Raw genomic sequence first — 16423 nt, 5'->3', positions numbered from 1 at the left:
CTGCCCAGCAGGTCACACACCACACCACGACCGAGACAGACCTAACGGAGTCCTACTAGTGCTGTGACCGCATACGTTCACCGAGTTGGTGATCCGTGACGCCAGGAGCTGAGCTTCTAGAGTGAGGGGTCACAGCTCAGGGGCGGGGTGGGGAGGGCGCATGGCGGAGGTCGAGGTTCCTGGGCCGGAGTCGGACTGGGAACGCGCACTGGAGTATCAGGGCGGCAAGCGAAACCCGGCCTTCCAGACCAGCATGTGGGAGTACGCGGCGAGCTCCTTCCGGCTGGTTGCCGGCCTGTCGCCGTCGCTGGATGTACTGGCCGCGCGACTGCGGTTGAACATCGAACGGGGTTGGGAGGACCTGGGCGCAGTGGATGCGGCGATGTTCAGCATCCAGAAGATCGACTTTGCGCTCAGCCGACTGGAGGGCAGCCCTTGCCCTGATGTCTTCGTCTGGGTTAGCCGCGCCCAGGCTGACATCGACGCGGCCCTCGGCCTCCTGCTCGATGCTCTCGGTATCGGCGAAGAAGCCCTCACCTTCCGCGGCGACATCGAAACCGGCTTCGTTGACCTGCGGGGCGAACCTCAGACCTGAGACCTGAACTCACGCTGCTTCACCGACGGGGCGCCCGCCCCATCGGATGCCCTTCTCGCCGCGGATGCGTGCGCGTTCGCGGCGCTGGGCGGCGAGGACGTCGGGGTGGCGGGCATTGGTGTTGCGCCAGCGGAGGTAGGCGTGCAGGGCTCGGGTCTGGGCCGTGTGGTTGCGGTAGTTGGAGTTGGCGACGGTGAACTGCCGCAAGGGTCCGAAGTGGGCCTCGATCGGGTTGGCCCAGGAGGCGTAGGTAGGGGTGAAGCACAACTCGACCCGGTTCTTCCTCGCCCAGCGCCGGATGGTCTCGCCCTTGTGGGCGGACAGGTTGTCGAGGATGACGTAGATCGGAGCGCCGTCCGGGCGGGCCGCGCGGAGCGATCGGAGCGCTGCCAGCGTGTTGTTGGCGCCCTTCTTGCGGCGGTTGACGCCCCACAGTGCGTCATCGCCGACGGAGTAGCAGCCGTGAAAATACCTCACCCCGTGGGTGCGGTGATAGGTCGCGGGGTGCCGCTCGGGGTGGCCGGCGGAGGCCCAGCTGGCTCCGGCGGTGGGTCGGATGCCGAGCGGGCCGAACTCGTCGAACGCGAACACGCGATCGGGGAAGCGGTCCAGGACTTGCTCTATGCGGTCGAGCTTGGCGTCGCGTTCAGGGTCCGGCGACTCCTTCCAGGTCTTGGTGCGCTGGAAGGTGATGCCGCGGCGGGCTAGCAGGCACCGTAACGCCTCACGGCCGATGCGGATCACGCGACCATGGACCTTCCGCAGGTAGACGGCGAGTTTGCGAATGGACCAGCGGGTGAAGGGCTGGCCGAGCTTGGTCGGGCGGGTGGTAGCCGTCTGGACGACGAAGTTCTCGTCGTCAGGACAGAGCAGGCGGGGACGGCCTCCCGCCCACCGAGGGTCCAGGCAGGCCAGGCCGATCTCGTTGAACCGGTGGATCACGTCGCGGACCGTGTCCTCGTCAGCCTGGACCAGTTGGGCGATCACCGGGACCCGGTTGCCGCCGACCGAAGCCAGCAGCATCATCGCGCGCCGGTAGCGCACCGAGCTGGTGCTGCCCCGGCGCACGATCTGTTGCAGCTTCTGCCCCTCCTGGTCGGTCAACCTGCGCACACGGACAGGCTCTGCCACCACGCCCCCTGCGGTCGGATCGGACGTCACATCCAACCGCTGGAACAGTCGACCCGGCGAACCTTCCCGGTCAGAGCACTAGTTAAGGGTTTTTGGTGAGTCTGCTAGTCCCGAGAGGGTGGTGGGGAAGAGCATGTCCTCCGGGTGCTCCTCCCCGACCCACCAGAATCGGAAGCGATCGATGGTGGGACGAACGCCGGTCTTGCGGGCCTTGACGACCCACGCACGTTCGAGAACGAGACCGATGATCTCCCGCCGTTCCGCAAGCGGCCAGACTTCCCACGCTTCCTCGAAGAGCATCATGTCCCGGAGGAACGTGATGTCGAGCGCCCCTCCCTGCGGAAGCTGGCTCAACTCCTTCTCGTATCCGTCCAACCGCCCGTTACTTTCGTCGTAGCGGCGCTTGAAGCGGGCCTCTCCTCGTGCTCCCTGAAAGAGACCGTTCAGCTTCTCCGCCTCCAAGCGGTCAAGGAACTGTTCTTCTTCCCGAATCAGTGCTTCGAGCTGAGAGCGCCGCGCCTTGCGGTCCGGATGCTTCATGTCTGCCCAGCGCTGCGCGATTGCCAGTACGGCGGGGTCGTCGTCATCGAGTGCACCGAGCCGGCTGGCCATGGCTCCGGTCACAAGTGCGTCAGCGAGAGTGCCCTTGATGAGGACTCCGGGGCATCGGCCGCTGAAGTGTCGCCGGATACAGCGGTAGCGGGGCCAGACCTCCCCGTTCCGGACGAACGCTGTGTCGTAGGACATTCGCGACCCGCACTCGGCGCAGTGCAGATAGTCCGTGAGGAGCCCCGTGACCGCGCGGCCCGTCTCCTTGGACTTGTTCCCGGGTGTGGCATCGCGGGTCCAGTGGACCGGAACCCGGCTCCCGAACATCGACCGCAAACGAGTGTGGTCCGCGAAGCTGATGATCTCCTCGCTGATCCGGACCATCTCACCCGTCACGGTGTGGCGGTGCACCTCACCCTTGTGGGGCAGATAACCCGCCAGCGTGGGGGCGACGACCAGTTGCCGGACGACCGGCCACGACCATGAGTTCGGGGTCTTGATCGGCTTCTCGCGGAGTTTCTGCGCCTTGAGTGGTTCGCCCTTGGCTTCAAGCTGGGCGATGCGCTGCTTCCGGCTGGCCCAACGCGGGGAGTCGTACCCCTCGTCATTCATCCACTTCGCGACGGAACGCAGAGACTGGCCGTCCAGGAGCTTGGCCACGACGGCGCGGATGATCTCCGACTCCTTCGGGTGCGGCGTGAGCTTCCGCTCCGGCGTGACGATGAAGCCGTAGGGGCGGTTGCCCATCCAGCGGCCTTCGTCTCGCTCGTCCGCCCGTAGGTCCGTGACCCGGATGGATGTGTTCTTGGATTCCTTGTGGGCCTGGTGCGCGGCAAGTGTGAGCTGGATCTCCCAGCCCTCGTTGTTCGAATCGATCCCGTCCGCGATGGAGATGAACCGGCAACCGGTCTCGTAGACGATCCGGATGATCTCCGACGCCTGGGGGATGCCCTGGCGGGTCGCCCGGTCCACCTTGAAGACGATGAGCACGTCCGCCAGCCGCTCGCGGAGCATGTTGAGGGCGGCTTCCCAGTCGGGGCGGTTCACGTAGGTGTGGAACCCGGACTTGTCCTCGTCCTTGAACACCTTGATCACGTCTGCGCCCAGGTCCTCGGCCCGCCCCCGGCCCGCCTTCTCCTGACGGGGAATCGACGTGGACGTGTCCGTGAGATCCGAGATCCGTAGGTACAAGATCGCGCGCAGAACGGCCATGGCGCGCGAGAATGGCTCTCGTGGTGACATGCAACCTCCCCTATCCCCGCAGATCAGCCTAGGTCCCAGGTCGGACAAGGTGTCTTACGGGTGTTCCTGCGTGCACGAGATCGCGCACCACTTCGGTATCGACGACGCGCGGCTGCACGCGCTCGGGTACGGCTGAGGGGGCGCGGCCCGGGCCGTTCTTCGTACGGGTCTTCGTACGGGTCTTCGCACCGCGCTTTGTGCGGGCTTTGTGCGGTGCGCACGCGGCGCGTGTCCTCTTGCGGGGCGCCGGAGTTGGGACAGGTGACCCCGTCACGTGCCCGGAGGTGCTCGCCCGTGCGCCAGCTGCCCGTACCGCTTTGTGCCCTTCGACTGAGCCGCCTGGCGGCGACGACGGTGGCTGTCGCCGCGGCCGCCGGGTGCATGAGCGTGGCCGACGACGGGCGCCCGCCCGCACCCTCGCACTCCGCGGCGCACCGCGGCGGGGGCGCCGCGCCCGACGGGGGCACGGTGATCTCTGGCGGCGCGGGTGGCGCGGGCGGCGTCGGGGCGCGGGCCCCGGGGGCCTCCGCGGGCCGGGACGGTTCGGCGCCGGCCGGGGAGTCCGGGGCGCCGTCGGCCTCCGCGTCGCGCGGCGCGCCCTCCTCGAAGGAAACGCCGACGCCGAAGGCGCCGCCCTCGCGCGGCACACCGCCTGCGAAGCCGACCGCGCCCCGCGACACGCCGTCGCCGACGCCGCCCCCGCAGACGCCGACGCCCACGCCCGAGCCGTCCCAGACGACCGCGGAGCCGTCGTCGTCCGCGCACGAGCAGCAGGCCGCCGCGCCCCGGTTGATGGGGGAGCCGGCACCGCAGGCCGGGAGTCCGGCCTGACCCTGTGGCGGGTGTGAGCGGCGTCTCAGGGAAGCGGTTTGCCTTCGGGGGTGGGGGGTGCGTATGGTGGTAGATCGTTTGATCCCATTTGCCCGGCGCCGCACAGGAGCGCCGCGTGGCGCGTACTCTCCCTTGCCGTGGCTGGACCGCATTGAGGCGGTCGATTTGCGAAACCGCGAATACACGGAGTTGACGGGCGCGTGCCGAAACTCCGGAAGGTTTCGCATTTCGCATGTCCATTTCTGCTGACCAGACCATCGAGAACACCCAGAACGCCGACGAGACCGTCGTCGAGAACGCCGACATCGTCGAAGCGGTCGTCGAGGCCGTAGAGGCCGTAGAGGCCGTAGAGGCCGTCGAGAACGCCGACAGCGACACCGACGCCGTCGAGAACGCCGAGCCCACCCTCACCTTCGCCGACCTCGGTCTGCCCGAGCCGGTCGTGCGCAAGCTCGCGCAGAACGGTGTGACGACCCCCTTCCCGATCCAGGCCGCGACCATCCCGGACGCCCTGGCCGGCAAGGACATCCTCGGCCGTGGCCGCACCGGCTCCGGCAAGACCCTCTCGTTCGGCCTGCCCGTGCTGGCCCGCCTCGCCGGCGGCCGCACCGAGAAGCACAAGCCGCGCGCCGTCATCCTCACCCCGACCCGCGAGCTCGCGATGCAGGTCGCGGACGCCCTGCAGCCCTACGGCGACCAGGTCGGCCTGAAGATGAAGGTCGTCTGCGGCGGCACCTCGATGGGCAACCAGATCTACGCCCTCGAGCGCGGCGTCGACATCCTCGTCGCCACCCCGGGCCGCCTGCGCGACATCATCAACCGCGGCGCCTGCTCCCTGGAGAACATCGAGGTCGCCGTCCTCGACGAGGCCGACCAGATGTCCGACCTGGGCTTCCTGCCCGAGGTCACCGAGCTGCTCGACCAGGTCCCGGCCGGCGGCCAGCGGATGCTGTTCTCGGCCACGATGGAGAACGAGATCTCCACGCTGGTCAAGCGCTACCTGACGAACCCCGTCACGCACGAGGTCGACAGCGCGCAGGGCAACGTCACGACGATGTCGCACCACATCCTCATCGTGAAGCCCAAGGACAAGGCGCCGGTCACCGCCGCGATCGCCTCCCGCAAGGGCCGCACGATCATCTTCGTCCGCACCCAGCTGGGCGCCGACCGCATCGCCGAGCAGCTCTGCGACTCGGGCGTGAAGGCCGACGCGCTGCACGGCGGCATGACGCAGGGTGCGCGCACCCGCGTCCTGGAGGACTTCAAGAAGGGCTACGTCAACGCGCTCGTCGCGACCGACGTCGCCGCCCGAGGCATCCACGTCGACGGCATCGACCTGGTCCTGAACGTGGACCCGGCCGGTGACCACAAGGACTACCTGCACCGCGCGGGCCGCACGGCGCGTGCCGGCCGCACGGGTACGGTCGTCTCCCTCTCCCTGCCGCACCAGCGCCGCCAGATCTTCCGGCTGATGGAGGACGCGGGCGTCGACGCCGGGCGTCACATCATCCAGGGCGGCGCCGCCTTCGACCCGGAGGTCGCGGAGATCACCGGTGCCCGGTCCATGACCGAGGTCGAGGCCGAGTCCGCGGGCAACGCCGCGCAGCAGGCCGAGCGCGAGGTGTCCAGCCTGACCAAGCAGCTGGAGCGCGCGACCCGTCGCGCCGCCGAGCTGCGCGACCAGGCCGACCGCCTCACCGCCCGCGCCGCCCGTGACCGCGGCGAGGACGAGGAGGGCGTGGCCGCGGCCGTCGCCGCCGCTTCGGAGGCCGCCGCCGCGCAGGTCGCCGAGGCCGTCGCCGCCGAGGTTCCGCAGCAGTCCGAGCGCGACGAGCGTTCGTCCTCGTACGAGCAGCCGCGTCAGCGTCGTGACGAGCGGGGCAACTTCGAGCGCCGTGACCGTCGTGACGGCGACCGTGGTGGCCGTGGTGGCTTCGAGCGTCGTGACGACAACCGTGGTGGCGGCTTCCGTCGCGACGACCGTCGTGACAACGACCGTGGTGGCCGTGGTGGCTTCGAGCGTCGTGACGACAACCGTGGTGGCGGTTTCCGCCGCGACGACCGCCCGTCCGGTGGTGGCTTCAACCGCGACAACCGTGGTGGCCGTCCTTTCGAGCGTCGTGACGACAACCGTGGTGGCGGCTTCCGCCGCGACGACCGCCCGTCCGGTGGTGGCTTCAACCGCGAGAACCGCGACAACCGTGGTGGCGGCTTCAACCGTGACGACCGCGGTGACCGTGGTGGCGACCGTGGTGGCCGTCCTTTCGAGCGCCGTGACAACGACCGTGGCGGCTTCCGCCGCGACGACCGCCCGTCCGGCGGTCACCGGGGCAGCGACCGCCCGTTCAACCGCGACCGCCAGGGCGACCGTCCCTCGGCCGGCGGCCACCGTCCCTACGGCCGTCGTGACGGCGCCGGTTCGGGCTCCGGCTCCACCGGTTCCTCGTTCGGCCGCCGTGACGAGAAGCCGCGCTGGAAGCGCAACGGCTGACACTGAGCGCTAGTTCGCAGAAGCGGGCCCATCCCCTTGCGGGGGTGGGCCCGCTTCGCTGTCTCCCGGGCCCGGGCGCGGCGTACCCGCTGCTAGGCTCCGGGGGCCCTGTGTAGAGGGCATGAACTTGCTGTGAGGGGCCCCACACCCTCCGATGCGTCGTGCGCGCGCTGCCGGCTTTGCCGCGCGCCGTTTCGGGAGGGGACCCATGGGGGTCGTACACAGACGTTCCACCGCCGTCGCGGCGGGAGCCGTGCTCGCGCTCGCCGGCACACTGCTGCCCGCCGGCGCCCCGGCGAGCGCCGCCGACCAGCCGGCCGAGAGCGTGATCGCCGCGCCGAACCGGTCCCTGCCGCGCTCCGAGGTGCTGTACACCGCGGGAACCACGGGGTACCTGCACGTTCAGGAGGGCAAGGGCCGCCAGTGGACCGACGCGGCCACCGGGGAGAGCCGGGCACAGACGCGGCTCCCGAGCCACCTCAACACCGGCCTGGGCACCAGCGGCAACGGTGATCCGGGCGGCACGATCACGGTGATGGACCTCGGGACGACCGCTGCCACCACGTTCGGCATCCCGGTCGGGCAGGGCTGGGTGCAGGCGTACAACGAGTCCGTCGTGGTGACCGTGGAGGAGAGCGGCGACCACCGCCTCGCCGCCCTGCACCTGATCTCCGCCGACGGCACCGACCGGCCCGCGGACGCGATACCCGCCGGGCTCATGTTCCGGTACATGGTGGCCCAGGACCGCGACGGCGCCGTCTTCCAGTTCGCCGACGCGGACGGACAGCCGCACCTGATCGCGCTGGACTACGCCACCGGCGCCGTCAGCGAGGTCTTCGCCGGCCTCGACCGCTCCGAACTGCCCACGTCCATAGCCCTGTCGAAGGACAAGGTGCTCGGCTACAAGCCGTCCTCGGCCACGGCGTTCACCACCGAGCGCGGCCGCACGGACGCGCCGGTCACCCGCACCTCGGTGCCGGACCCCAGCAACTCCACCACCACGCGCAACGCGACGATGGCCCTCGCCGGCGACCGCATCCTCGTCGTCCACCGCGAGGCGGTGCCCACCTACTCGGCGGGCCAGAAGCTCTGGTCCGTGGCGATCGGCGGCGGCGCGACCGAGCTGCTCGCCCGATCCGATCACCGACTGGCCACCGCCCCCGACGGCAGCGTCCTCGCGGTGGGCGGCACCGGCCCCGGTGACTGGGCGGTGCACCGCTTCACGCCGGACGGCGGCCGATCGGTGGTCCGCGAGGTGCCGCCCGTGACCGCCGCCGTCGACGGCCTGTCGGCCGCGGCCGGCCGGATCTCCACGGTGGCCCTCGGCGACGGAACCGACGCACGGGGCCTGTACACCTACGACCTGGACGCGGCGGGCCGCCCCGGCGAGCGGACCCTGCGCTACCGGGTCGGCGACACCTACAAGGACTGCGCGGCCGGCTCGTCGTGTGTGGAGCTGTTCGGCACCGGCAACGGCCTCACCGGGTACTCGTCGGGCAGCTCCGTGCACCTGCCGATCAGCACGAACAGCCTGCACATCCTCGGTCCGGGCGGCGTCTCCGACGTCCGGGTCCTCGACACGTCCGGCCGCTACACGCTGTTCGAGTCGGCGTCCGCCAAGAAGCTCTACGTCGGCGACACCGAGGCGCACACCGCGGACGACGTGGTCCATACCCGGGCCCGTGGCGCCGCCGCGCTGTGGGGCACCCGGCTCTGGAAGCCCGCGACGGCGACCGGCAGCGTGAACGCGTACGACCTGAAGTCCAAGAAGACCCTCGCCGACGTGAAGCTCGGCTCGGGCTGTGTGCCCCAGGAGCTCCAGGCGGTGGGGCGCTGGCTCTACTGGAACTGCGGCCCGGCCGGCAAGGCGGGCGTGTGGGACTCCACCGCCGGCAAGAACATCACCGTGCCCTCCGGCGGCGAGACACTGCTCGGCGACGGCTTCCTCGTGCGGCACGACCGCACCGGCGCGGGCAAGCTCGTGCTCACCGACTTCCACGGCGGTGCGGGCACCTCCGTGACCACCCGCGACTTCGCCGACCTGCCCGCGGGGGACAAGCCGTCGCAGCGCCACGTCACCTGGGACGTCGACCGGTTCACAGGCACCGTCGTGTACGCGGACGCCACGCAGCGCATCCACGTCAGGCCGACCGGAGTGCCGCGCACCCGCGTCACGAACATCGAGTCGACCACCGACACCTTCATCAACCTGGGCTGGGACAACGACGCCGAGCAGAACGTCTGGCACGGCTCCGTCCAGCTCAACCGCCCCGCCAGGGCCTGGAAGCTGACCTTCAAGGACGCCACGGGACGCACCGCGCGCACCGTCACCACGGGCGGGGCCGAGGGCGCGCGCCTGAGCCTGACCTGGGACGGCAAGCGGGCCGACGGCAGCGTGGTGGACGGCGGCCGCTACACCTGGGCCCTGGACGTGGACGGCGGTGACGGCTTCCGCACGGTGAAGTCGGGCACCACGGACGTCGAGGGCGCGAAGACCACGCACCGCGACTACAACGGCGACGGCATCGGGGAACTGTTCGGCTTCAGCTCCGCGGGCACCCTGCACGTGGACGGGTTCCACTCGGGCGCCATGTGGTCCTCCTCCAGCTCCGGCTGGCCGGCCGGCAACCGTTTCTTCCCGTTCGGCGACCTCACCGGCGACCGCTGCAACGACGTCCTCGTGCGCACCTCGTCCGGCACGCTCTACCGCTACGACGGGAAGTGCGCGGGCGCGGTGAACAAGAACAGCCCGCACGTCTCGCTCGGCACGGGCTGGTCCGCGTACAACTACCTGAGCTGGGCCGGTGACCTGACCCGCGACGGCCGCCCCGACCTGCTCGCCCGCAAGACGTCCACCGGGGACATCTACGTCTTCGCGGGGACCGCCGCCGGCAAGCTGGCCGCGGGCAAGAAGATCCGCTCGGGATGGACGTACAACCAGCTCCTGGGGGCGGGCGACCTCAACGGTGACGGCATCGGTGACGTCCTCGCGCGCGACAAGGCCGGCACCCTGTTCCGCTACGACGGGGCGGGCAACGGCACGCTGAAGGACCGCAAGACGGTCTTCAAGAACTGGGGCTCCGCGTACCGCAAGGTCATCGGCATCGGCGACCTGAACCACGACGGGAAGAACGACCTGCTGTCGTTCGACACGTCCGGTCGCCTGTGGCGCAACCTGGGCGACGGCAAGGGGTCGTTCGGGGGCCGCACCCAGGTGTGGGACACCTACACGAACTACGCGGGCGGCCTCTCGTAGCTCGATCGGGAGCACGTCACGTCCTGGGCCGGCGGCGGTGTCGGGCCGCCGCCGGTTCCTGCGCAGACCCGGGATACCGATACCCGATCGGCGATCGCGTGTCGTCCGGCTATGCTCAGGGGTGCGTCGGCGAGGGCCGGCGCGTGGACCCTTAGCTCAATTGGCAGAGCAGTGGACTTTTAATCCATTGGTTGTGGGTTCGAGTCCCACAGGGTCTACGAGCGAGAAGCGCCCCCACCTGCGGAAACCGCGGGTGGGGGCGCTTCTTTCGTCGGCTGTGTGCCTAGTCGTTGGCGCACTGGTTGCCGAAGGCCGGGTTCAGCAGCCCGATCACGTCGATGGAGTTGCCGCAGACGTTCACCGGCACGTGCACCGGAACCTGGATGTTGTTGCCGGACAGCAGGCCCGGGCTGTTCTGGGCGTTCCCGACGGCGGTGGCGCCGTCGGGGCCGTCCTGCGCGGAGGCCAGGCCGGCGGAGCCCACGACGACGGTGCCCGCCAGAACGGCGGCGGCTGCGAATGCGCGAAGACGCATCGAATCTCCCTGATAGATGGGGAAAGGGGATGACTCGACTATCACACCGCCTAACCGGGCATGCCTGGCGAATTGGGCCATTGGAGGGCATGTCACCCGGGCGGCGCCTCCACCCGTACCCATCCGCGGGCCGGACGGACGGGGCGTGGGGTCCCCGGGACCGTCCGGCCGTGCGACTGCCAGAGCCGCACCACGGCTTCGTAGATCGGGGTGTCCGATGGGCGACGCGACTCGCTCGGCGGATCTTTTCTCCTCGATTCCATGCCGTGCTCAACGAAAGGCGTCGGCCGCGGAAATCGAATGGCGCGCCGATCGTGCCGGTCAGTTGTTCTGGAGTGCGCGCGCGATGCGCGGGCCGAGCCAGCGCTTGAGCGAGCGCAGGCTCTGGGTCCGGTCGATCGCCCGGTCGACCCGGTAGTACAGCTGGGGCGGGACGTGGGGGAGCAGCGGGGAGTGGCGCTGCCCGAGCAGCGCGAACATCTGGTGCGGCTCCAGGCCGACGTAGCGCGTCAGGTTCTCGTACCAGCCGGCGCTGTGCCGCGCGGCGCTCTGCAACGGGAGCAACTCGCGCTTGCGTACGCGTTCGTACTCGCCCAGGGCCGTCCGGAGCGGGCCCGGGTTCTGGAGGGCGCGGGCCAGTGCCATGGCGTCCTGCATCGCCAGGGTGGTGCCGGCGCCGATGGAGTAGTGCGTGGTGTGGGCGGCGTCGCCGAGCAGGACGAGGTTGCCGCGCGACCAGACGCGGTTGGTGACGGTGCGGAAGTTCTGCCACTGCGACGGGCCGTCGACATCGGTCCGGCCGATGAGCGGATGGCCCTCCAGCGGCTCCGCGAACAGCTTTTCGAGCAGGCGCAGCGCGTCGTCCCGGTCCATGGCGTCGAAGCCGAGCCCCGCCCATGTGCCGGGCGAGCACTCGACGATGCAGGTGCTGTGTTCGCCGTCGAAGCCGTACGCGTAGCACCAGAGCCAGCCGTGGTCGGTCTCCACGAAGGCGAAGGTGAAGGAGCGGAAGACCTTCGTGGTGCCGAGCCAGACGAACCGGTTGCGTCCTGGCGTGACCTGCGTGCCGAAGTGGTCCGCGTACCGGTCACGCAGCGTGCTGCGCCCGCCGTCGCCGGCCACGACCAGGTCGGCGTCGAGGAGGGGGTCCCGGGGGGTGACCGTACGGTCGAAGTGGACCTGGACGCCCAGGGAGAGCGCCCGTTCGGTCAGGATGCGCAGCAGGCGGTGGCGGCCGATCGCGAAGCCCTCGTCACCGTGGTGGACGGTGACGCGGTCGCGGACGTGCGCGACACCGTCGCTCCAGCGCGCCGAGTGGTCCCTGATGGCGCGCCCGGAGGGTTCGTCGTGCGCCATGAGGGTGTCGAGCATGTCGGGCCAGTAGGTGACGCCCCATCCGTACGTGGAGCCGGCGGCGTTCTTCTCGTAGACGCTGATGTCGTGCCGCCGGTCCTGCGCCTTCAGGAGGATGGCCAGGTACAGGGCCGCGGGCCCTCCGCCCACGCAGTGCACCTTCATTTGCTGCCTCATTTCACGGAGTTCTGCGCTTTTCAGGATGTATCCATGTATCGGCCGTTACTGCCCGTGTGCCCTGCCGTTGAACAGGCCGACGGCTGCGACCACGCGGCCGCACTGCCAAGCAGAAGGAGAACGTGATGTCGCGCATCGCGAAGGCAGCCGCTGTCGCTCTCGGCACGGGCGCCGTGGTGCTCAGTGGCGCCGGTCTGGCCTCGGCCGACGCGGGTGCCCAGGGTGCTGCCACCGACTCGCCGGGCGTCCTGTCGGGCAACCTGGTCCAGCTCCCCATTCACATCCCGGTCAACGCCTGCGGCAACACCGTGGACGTCATCGGTCTGCTGAACCCGGCGTTCGGCAACCAGTGCGCCGGCGACGTGGACGACGACCACGACGACCACGGCGACCACGAGGACGGCAACAACGGCGGCGGCTACGGCAGCTGAGCCCCGAGCGTTCCCGACGGCCCTCGGCACGGCGGTGCTGGGGGCTTTCGCCTGTCCGGGACCGGTCCCTGTACCGGTCCCTGTACCGGTCACGTGTACCGGTACAGGGACCGGTGGTCGAGCATCGAGCGCACCGGGATGTCCCACGGCGGCATCGTGTCGTCCGCGGCGAGGACCCGACGGCGCTGCGGGTCACCGGGCCCGAGCCGTTCGGCGGGCAGGTAGGGGGTCGCTCCCGGATGGCGCTCCTGCCACCGCGACCAGCACAGGTCGACGAAGGCGTGGTGCAGCCAGAAGACGGGGTCGTTCACCGATCCGGCGCCCAGCATGTGCCCGCTCACCCAGCGGTGGACCCGGTTGTGGTTGTACCAGGTGCGGTCGCCGCGGCGGGTGGGCCAGCCCTCGAACCTGTTGCGGAACCCGGTGGACGACAGCGAGTTCCACGGCTTCGCGTCGTACACGGACTCCCGCATCGCCGTGGCGAGTTCCTCTTTGCCCGGCAGTTCGACCGGGTCCTGGGGACGGCCGAAGTCCCGCATGAGGAAGTCGCCGTCCGTCACGGACTCGGTGACGGTCCAGTTCCCGTGCGCGTGCGCGAAGGGGCCGGTGGTGACCCGGCGGTCGGAGCGGCGGCCGTTCCCGCCCAGGAAATCGGCGTGCCACAGAGAAGCGGCCGGTGTACGGTCCACGGTCCAGTCCCAGTAGGGAACCGTGACCCCTGAATCCATCTGCCGCAGAGCCGTCTCGAACTCCAGCAGGAATTTGCGGTGCCAGGGAAAGAACGACGGGGTCATGTGCGCCACACGCAGGTGGCCGTCACCGTCTCCCGTGTAGAAGTCGATGTGCGTCCGCACGAATTCGTCATAGCGGCCGGTGCGTTTGAGGGCGAGCACGGCGTCCACGAAGCGCTTTTTCTGCGTCTTGCCGAGCGTGCTCTGGTTCTGGCGGGCGTGGACCACCGCTGCTCACACCTTCCGGTCTCGGGCGGGCCCCGGCCGGCCCTCGTGGGTCCGCAGCGCTTGATCGCCGAGCTCGGCGACGGCTCCCCTCGCCGCGGCCAGCGGGCTCGCGTACGAGTCGTAGTGGTCGACCATGCTCAGATACGTGCCGTCGGCCCGGCGCATGAGGTGGAGCGGACGCCCGTCGACGGTGACCTGCCAGGTACCCGCTTCGCCGGGCGACCTGATCCCGCGGACGCGCCGCCCCAGGTACGTCTCCTCGAAGGAATCGGGATCGGCTCCCGCCGCCCGCTCCGGCTCCGGATCCGGCTCGGCGGGGGAGCGGAGCCGGGCGACCGCCGTGGCGGTGGAGGCGGCGCCCAGCAGGATCAGGGCCGCGCTGCGGCGGGTCAGGAACATCTCGGGATTCACGTCCGACTCCTCTGCCGTCTCCCGCGGGATGCGTTCAGCCGTTCAACCGATCAGCCGTTCAGCCGGTTCAGCCGTTCGGCTCGTCCGGAAGCAGCTGTTCAGCTCGTCCAGAAGTCCCACCAGCGCGTCAGGATCAGCATGCCGACGGCGCCGATGTGCAGGGCGGGCGGCACCCAGGTGAAGTCGGCGAAGAAGGCACGCGCCCCGGCCGGGACCGGCAGGAAACCGTTGCGGGCGTTGAACGAGGTCAGGCACCAGAACATGACGATGGTCGCCACCCACGCCAGACAGCACCACAGGCACAGCGCGTTGATCCGGTACAGGGACTGGAACTGGAGCCAGGACACGAACCCGACCCCGAAGAGACAGCCCGCGTTGCAGGTCAGCCAGTACCAGCGGGGGAAGCGCGCGCCCGCCAGCAGGCTCATCCCGACGCAGAGGACCATCCCGTAGGCGACGAGTCCCAGCATCGGGTTGGGGAAGCCGAACACGGCCGCCTGCTCGCTCTTCATGATGTTGCCGCAGGAGACCACCGGGTTCAGGCTGCACCCGGGCTGGAAGTCCGGGTCCGCCAGCAGCTTGAACTTGTCGAGGGTGATGACCCAGGACGCCAGCACTCCGGCGGCCCCGGTGACGATGAGGACCAGCGCGAGGGGCAGGTTCCGGTCCGCGGGGGCCGGTGCTCGGCCGGCGCCCGGGTCCCGGCGCCCGGCCTGGGACGGGACGGATGTGGCGGCCCGCTGTTGGTCAGTGCTCACTCGACGCTCCTTGACGGCCCGAGCAGGGTACGGCCACTAGTTGCGGATGCGCCGGATGGGCAGCAGGCAGTGCGCGGCGGCCGTCAGGGTCGCCTCGTCGCCGGCGAAGGCCATCAGCTCCTCCTCGGTGACGGGCTCACCGGGGGTCGCGGTCGGCCAGGGCCGGGCGGTGAAGAGGAAGTAGGCGGTTCCCCGCGCTTCCGCGGCCGCGAGCCACTCGGGCGGCGCCGGGCACTGGGCGTTCAGCGGCGGCATGGAGATGACGGCGTGGCCCGCCTCGACGAGCAGCGAAACGGGGAAGCTCGGCTGGCGTACGCCGCTGTGGACGGTCGTGCCCACCGTGAGCCCGTTGTTGCCGAGGAGCGTGCGGACGGCTGCCTCCGCCGCCTCGGGACCGGCCGGGGAATCCCCCATGGGGTAGGCGAGAAGGAAAGGCATGGCGCCCTCTCCTTCGGCGGGCTCGCCACTCCAGGCGATAACGGCCAGAGTTCCCAGATCGGCCGGCCGGAATGTGGTCTCGATGCTCGACGTAGAAGTCACCGGGCAACCCTAGCGATATGCGGGCGGGCCCCCGGCACGCTGTCACTCGATCGGCCGAACAGCGCCCCCGATCGAGCGTGCGGTAATGAGAAAAGACGAAAGCTGGTTCGAGAACCGAAATTCCCGGACCAGCTTTCGAAGGGTGATTCGCCGTGCGTCGGCGCGGTCGGCCGCTATCCGAGCGGAAGACCGCCGAGCAGGCTGGACGGAGCGTTGGTGCCACCCTTGGACTTCAGGCCGTTGACGGTCTCCGCCACCGTGTCGACCAGGCTCTTCTCGTGCTTCGGGTCGAGAAGATTGGTGTCCACCGGCGAGACGAGCGTCGGCTGGTTGGTGATCGTCGTCAGGGCGTCGTTCAGCCCGCCGTTCAGGCTCATCGGGGGAATGTCCGAGGGCATGTCCGAGGCAAAGGCGGGAGCGGCGGCACCGGCGATCACCAGGGAACCGGCTACGACAGCGGCGGCCTTCAGAGCCTTCATCGTGTTTCCTTCCTTCGACGATGTTGCATCTCTGCCCGCTACAACGAGCGGGTTCGCCGACGGAAACTCCGGCAGGTCACGAAATCAGGCGGCAGGCTTCGGCGTCATGGCCGAACTCAGCAGTTCCTGGACCAGTCCGTTCACGGCGAGGGACAACTGGTTGGTCGCGGCGGTGGTGTCGCCCGTCGCCGCTCCCTTCACCAGGGCGTCGATCGCGGACTGCAGCTCGGCCATGGCGTCGCTCTGTCCCTCGCGCGTGGTTGTCGCGGCGTCAGAAAGCGCGCCGGGGCGGGTGGTCGACTCCCGCGCGGCGTTGTCCTTCTCCGCCTTGTCGAGGGCCGCGTCGATCGCGTCGGTGTGCTTCTGCACGTCCTGCTCGGCCACCTTGCCGGTGGGCGGCGTGAGAAGGCTGGTGAGCAGGCCGGTGACCGGGGTGAGGATGCTGGTGATGCTCTGCAGGGGGTTCGGCGGGTCCGCCGGTGCCGCCGCCCCCGGTGCGGGATCGGCTGACACGAACGTGTGACCGGTGCGCTCGTCGGCGGCGTTCGCGGCGAACGCGGGCGTCGCGGCAGCGAGCAGCAGGGACGCGCAGAGAGCGGTGGTCGCGAGGCGCCGTACGGGCAGTGCAGGCATGGTGTGGCCTTTCGAGGGTGAGTTGTCGCTTGTGATCACCGTGGGACGCCCC

General features: G+C 69.9%; 15 protein-coding genes, 1 tRNA gene and 1 pseudogene. 7 read left to right on the top strand and 10 right to left on the bottom strand.

Features of this window, described 5'->3' with window-relative positions; all coding sequences use genetic code 11:
- Window positions 1-160: 160 nt before the first annotated feature.
- Window positions 161-595, top strand: coding sequence for a hypothetical protein (locus tag ABD366_RS42945; RefSeq protein WP_324771135.1), 435 nt, complete (start codon window positions 161-163; stop codon window positions 593-595).
- 9 nt (window positions 596-604) lie between these two features.
- Here the strand turns inward: ABD366_RS42945 and ABD366_RS42940 are convergent, their stop codons facing one another.
- Together ABD366_RS42940 and ABD366_RS42935 are read right to left on the bottom strand one after the other, a co-directional pair.
- On the bottom strand, window positions 605-1726 hold the full coding sequence (locus tag ABD366_RS42940) for an IS630 family transposase (RefSeq protein ID WP_324771134.1): 1122 nt from the start codon (window positions 1724-1726) through the stop codon (window positions 605-607).
- Between the two features lie 78 nt (window positions 1727-1804).
- Window positions 1805-3487: a recombinase family protein gene (locus tag ABD366_RS42935; protein WP_344443624.1), complete on the bottom strand. Its 1683-nt coding sequence runs from the start codon at window positions 3485-3487 to the stop codon at window positions 1805-1807.
- A gap of 100 nt (window positions 3488-3587) precedes the next feature.
- On the opposite strand from ABD366_RS42935, the pseudogene ABD366_RS42930 reads away from it, so the two are divergent.
- The 5 genes and pseudogenes from ABD366_RS42930 to ABD366_RS42910 all read left to right on the top strand — a co-directional run.
- Window positions 3588-3653: pseudogene (locus ABD366_RS42930) on the top strand (metallopeptidase family protein); the annotation flags it as partial.
- A 158-nt stretch (window positions 3654-3811) separates the two neighbouring features.
- Window positions 3812-4348: a hypothetical protein gene (locus ABD366_RS42925; RefSeq protein ID WP_344443622.1), complete on the top strand. Its 537-nt coding sequence runs from the start codon at window positions 3812-3814 to the stop codon at window positions 4346-4348.
- Between the two features lie 232 nt (window positions 4349-4580).
- Window positions 4581-6839, top strand: coding sequence for a DEAD/DEAH box helicase (locus ABD366_RS42920; RefSeq protein WP_324766624.1), 2259 nt, complete (start codon window positions 4581-4583; stop codon window positions 6837-6839).
- Between the two features lie 208 nt (window positions 6840-7047).
- Window positions 7048-10095 carry an FG-GAP-like repeat-containing protein gene (locus ABD366_RS42915; RefSeq protein ID WP_324766625.1) on the top strand — a complete coding sequence of 1016 codons (3048 nt, stop codon included), beginning with the start codon at window positions 7048-7050 and terminating at the stop codon, window positions 10093-10095.
- A gap of 145 nt (window positions 10096-10240) precedes the next feature.
- Window positions 10241-10313: transfer RNA gene (locus tag ABD366_RS42910), tRNA-Lys, on the top strand.
- Window positions 10314-10378: 65 nt separating this feature from the next.
- On the opposite strand, the gene ABD366_RS42905 is transcribed toward ABD366_RS42910, so the two are convergent.
- Window positions 10379-10630: a chaplin gene (locus ABD366_RS42905; RefSeq protein ID WP_324766626.1), complete on the bottom strand. Its 252-nt coding sequence runs from the start codon at window positions 10628-10630 to the stop codon at window positions 10379-10381.
- Window positions 10631-10951: 321 nt separating this feature from the next.
- Window positions 10952-12148, bottom strand: a complete 1197-nt coding sequence (locus tag ABD366_RS42900; protein WP_324766627.1) for an FAD-dependent monooxygenase — start codon at window positions 12146-12148, stop codon at window positions 10952-10954.
- A 137-nt stretch (window positions 12149-12285) separates the two neighbouring features.
- Between ABD366_RS42900 and ABD366_RS42895 the strand changes: the two genes are divergently transcribed.
- Window positions 12286-12591 carry a chaplin gene (locus ABD366_RS42895; protein WP_324766628.1) on the top strand — a complete coding sequence of 102 codons (306 nt, stop codon included), beginning with the start codon at window positions 12286-12288 and terminating at the stop codon, window positions 12589-12591.
- Window positions 12592-12680: 89 nt separating this feature from the next.
- Here the strand turns inward: ABD366_RS42895 and ABD366_RS42890 are convergent, their stop codons facing one another.
- The 6 genes from ABD366_RS42890 to ABD366_RS42865 all read right to left on the bottom strand — a co-directional run bounded on the left by ABD366_RS42890 (window position 12681) and on the right by ABD366_RS42865 (window position 16371).
- Window positions 12681-13550 (bottom strand): tyrosinase family protein, encoded by an 870-nt coding sequence (locus tag ABD366_RS42890; protein WP_324766629.1) that lies wholly within the window; start codon window positions 13548-13550, stop codon window positions 12681-12683.
- Between the two features lie 6 nt (window positions 13551-13556).
- On the bottom strand, window positions 13557-13961 hold the full coding sequence (locus tag ABD366_RS42885) for a tyrosinase cofactor (RefSeq protein ID WP_324766630.1): 405 nt from the start codon (window positions 13959-13961) through the stop codon (window positions 13557-13559).
- Between the two features lie 98 nt (window positions 13962-14059).
- The gene (locus ABD366_RS42880) at window positions 14060-14620 is read right to left on the bottom strand and encodes a vitamin K epoxide reductase family protein (RefSeq protein WP_324766645.1); all 561 of its coding nucleotides are present in this window, start codon (window positions 14618-14620) and stop codon (window positions 14060-14062) included.
- Between the two features lie 135 nt (window positions 14621-14755).
- Window positions 14756-15259: a DUF5949 family protein gene (locus ABD366_RS42875; RefSeq protein WP_324766631.1), complete on the bottom strand. Its 504-nt coding sequence runs from the start codon at window positions 15257-15259 to the stop codon at window positions 14756-14758.
- Between the two features lie 173 nt (window positions 15260-15432).
- A complete protein-coding gene (locus ABD366_RS42870) occupies window positions 15433-15738 on the bottom strand; it encodes a hypothetical protein (RefSeq protein ID WP_324766632.1) in 306 nt (101 codons plus the stop codon).
- A gap of 84 nt (window positions 15739-15822) precedes the next feature.
- Window positions 15823-16371, bottom strand: coding sequence for a hypothetical protein (locus tag ABD366_RS42865; RefSeq protein WP_324766633.1), 549 nt, complete (start codon window positions 16369-16371; stop codon window positions 15823-15825).
- Window positions 16372-16423 lie beyond the last annotated feature (52 nt).

Source organism: Streptomyces kunmingensis (assembly GCF_039533535.1).
In the GTDB taxonomy this organism is placed as follows: domain Bacteria; phylum Actinomycetota; class Actinomycetes; order Streptomycetales; family Streptomycetaceae; genus Streptomyces; species Streptomyces kunmingensis.
The sequence above is the reverse complement of the archived record's forward strand: the minus strand, read 5'-3'. Positions and strand labels throughout refer to the sequence as shown.

Bases quoted from the DNA above. Each gene is read 5' to 3' on its own strand.
- ABD366_RS42945 (WP_324771135.1), top strand. From the start codon at position 161: ATGGCGGAGGTCGAGGTTCCTGGGCCGGAGTCGGACTGGGAACGCGCA.
- ABD366_RS42935 (WP_344443624.1), bottom strand. From the start codon at position 3,487: ATGGCCGTTCTGCGCGCGATCTTGTACCTACGGATCTCGGATCTCACG.
- ABD366_RS42920 (WP_324766624.1), top strand. From the start codon at position 4,581: ATGTCCATTTCTGCTGACCAGACCATCGAGAACACCCAGAACGCCGAC.
- ABD366_RS42915 (WP_324766625.1), top strand. From the start codon at position 7,048: ATGGGGGTCGTACACAGACGTTCCACCGCCGTCGCGGCGGGAGCCGTG.
- ABD366_RS42905 (WP_324766626.1), bottom strand. From the start codon at position 10,630: ATGCGTCTTCGCGCATTCGCAGCCGCCGCCGTTCTGGCGGGCACCGTC.
- ABD366_RS42900 (WP_324766627.1), bottom strand. From the start codon at position 12,148: ATGAAGGTGCACTGCGTGGGCGGAGGGCCCGCGGCCCTGTACCTGGCC.
- ABD366_RS42895 (WP_324766628.1), top strand. From the start codon at position 12,286: ATGTCGCGCATCGCGAAGGCAGCCGCTGTCGCTCTCGGCACGGGCGCC.
- ABD366_RS42870 (WP_324766632.1), bottom strand. From the start codon at position 15,738: ATGAAGGCTCTGAAGGCCGCCGCTGTCGTAGCCGGTTCCCTGGTGATC.
- ABD366_RS42865 (WP_324766633.1), bottom strand. From the start codon at position 16,371: ATGCCTGCACTGCCCGTACGGCGCCTCGCGACCACCGCTCTCTGCGCG.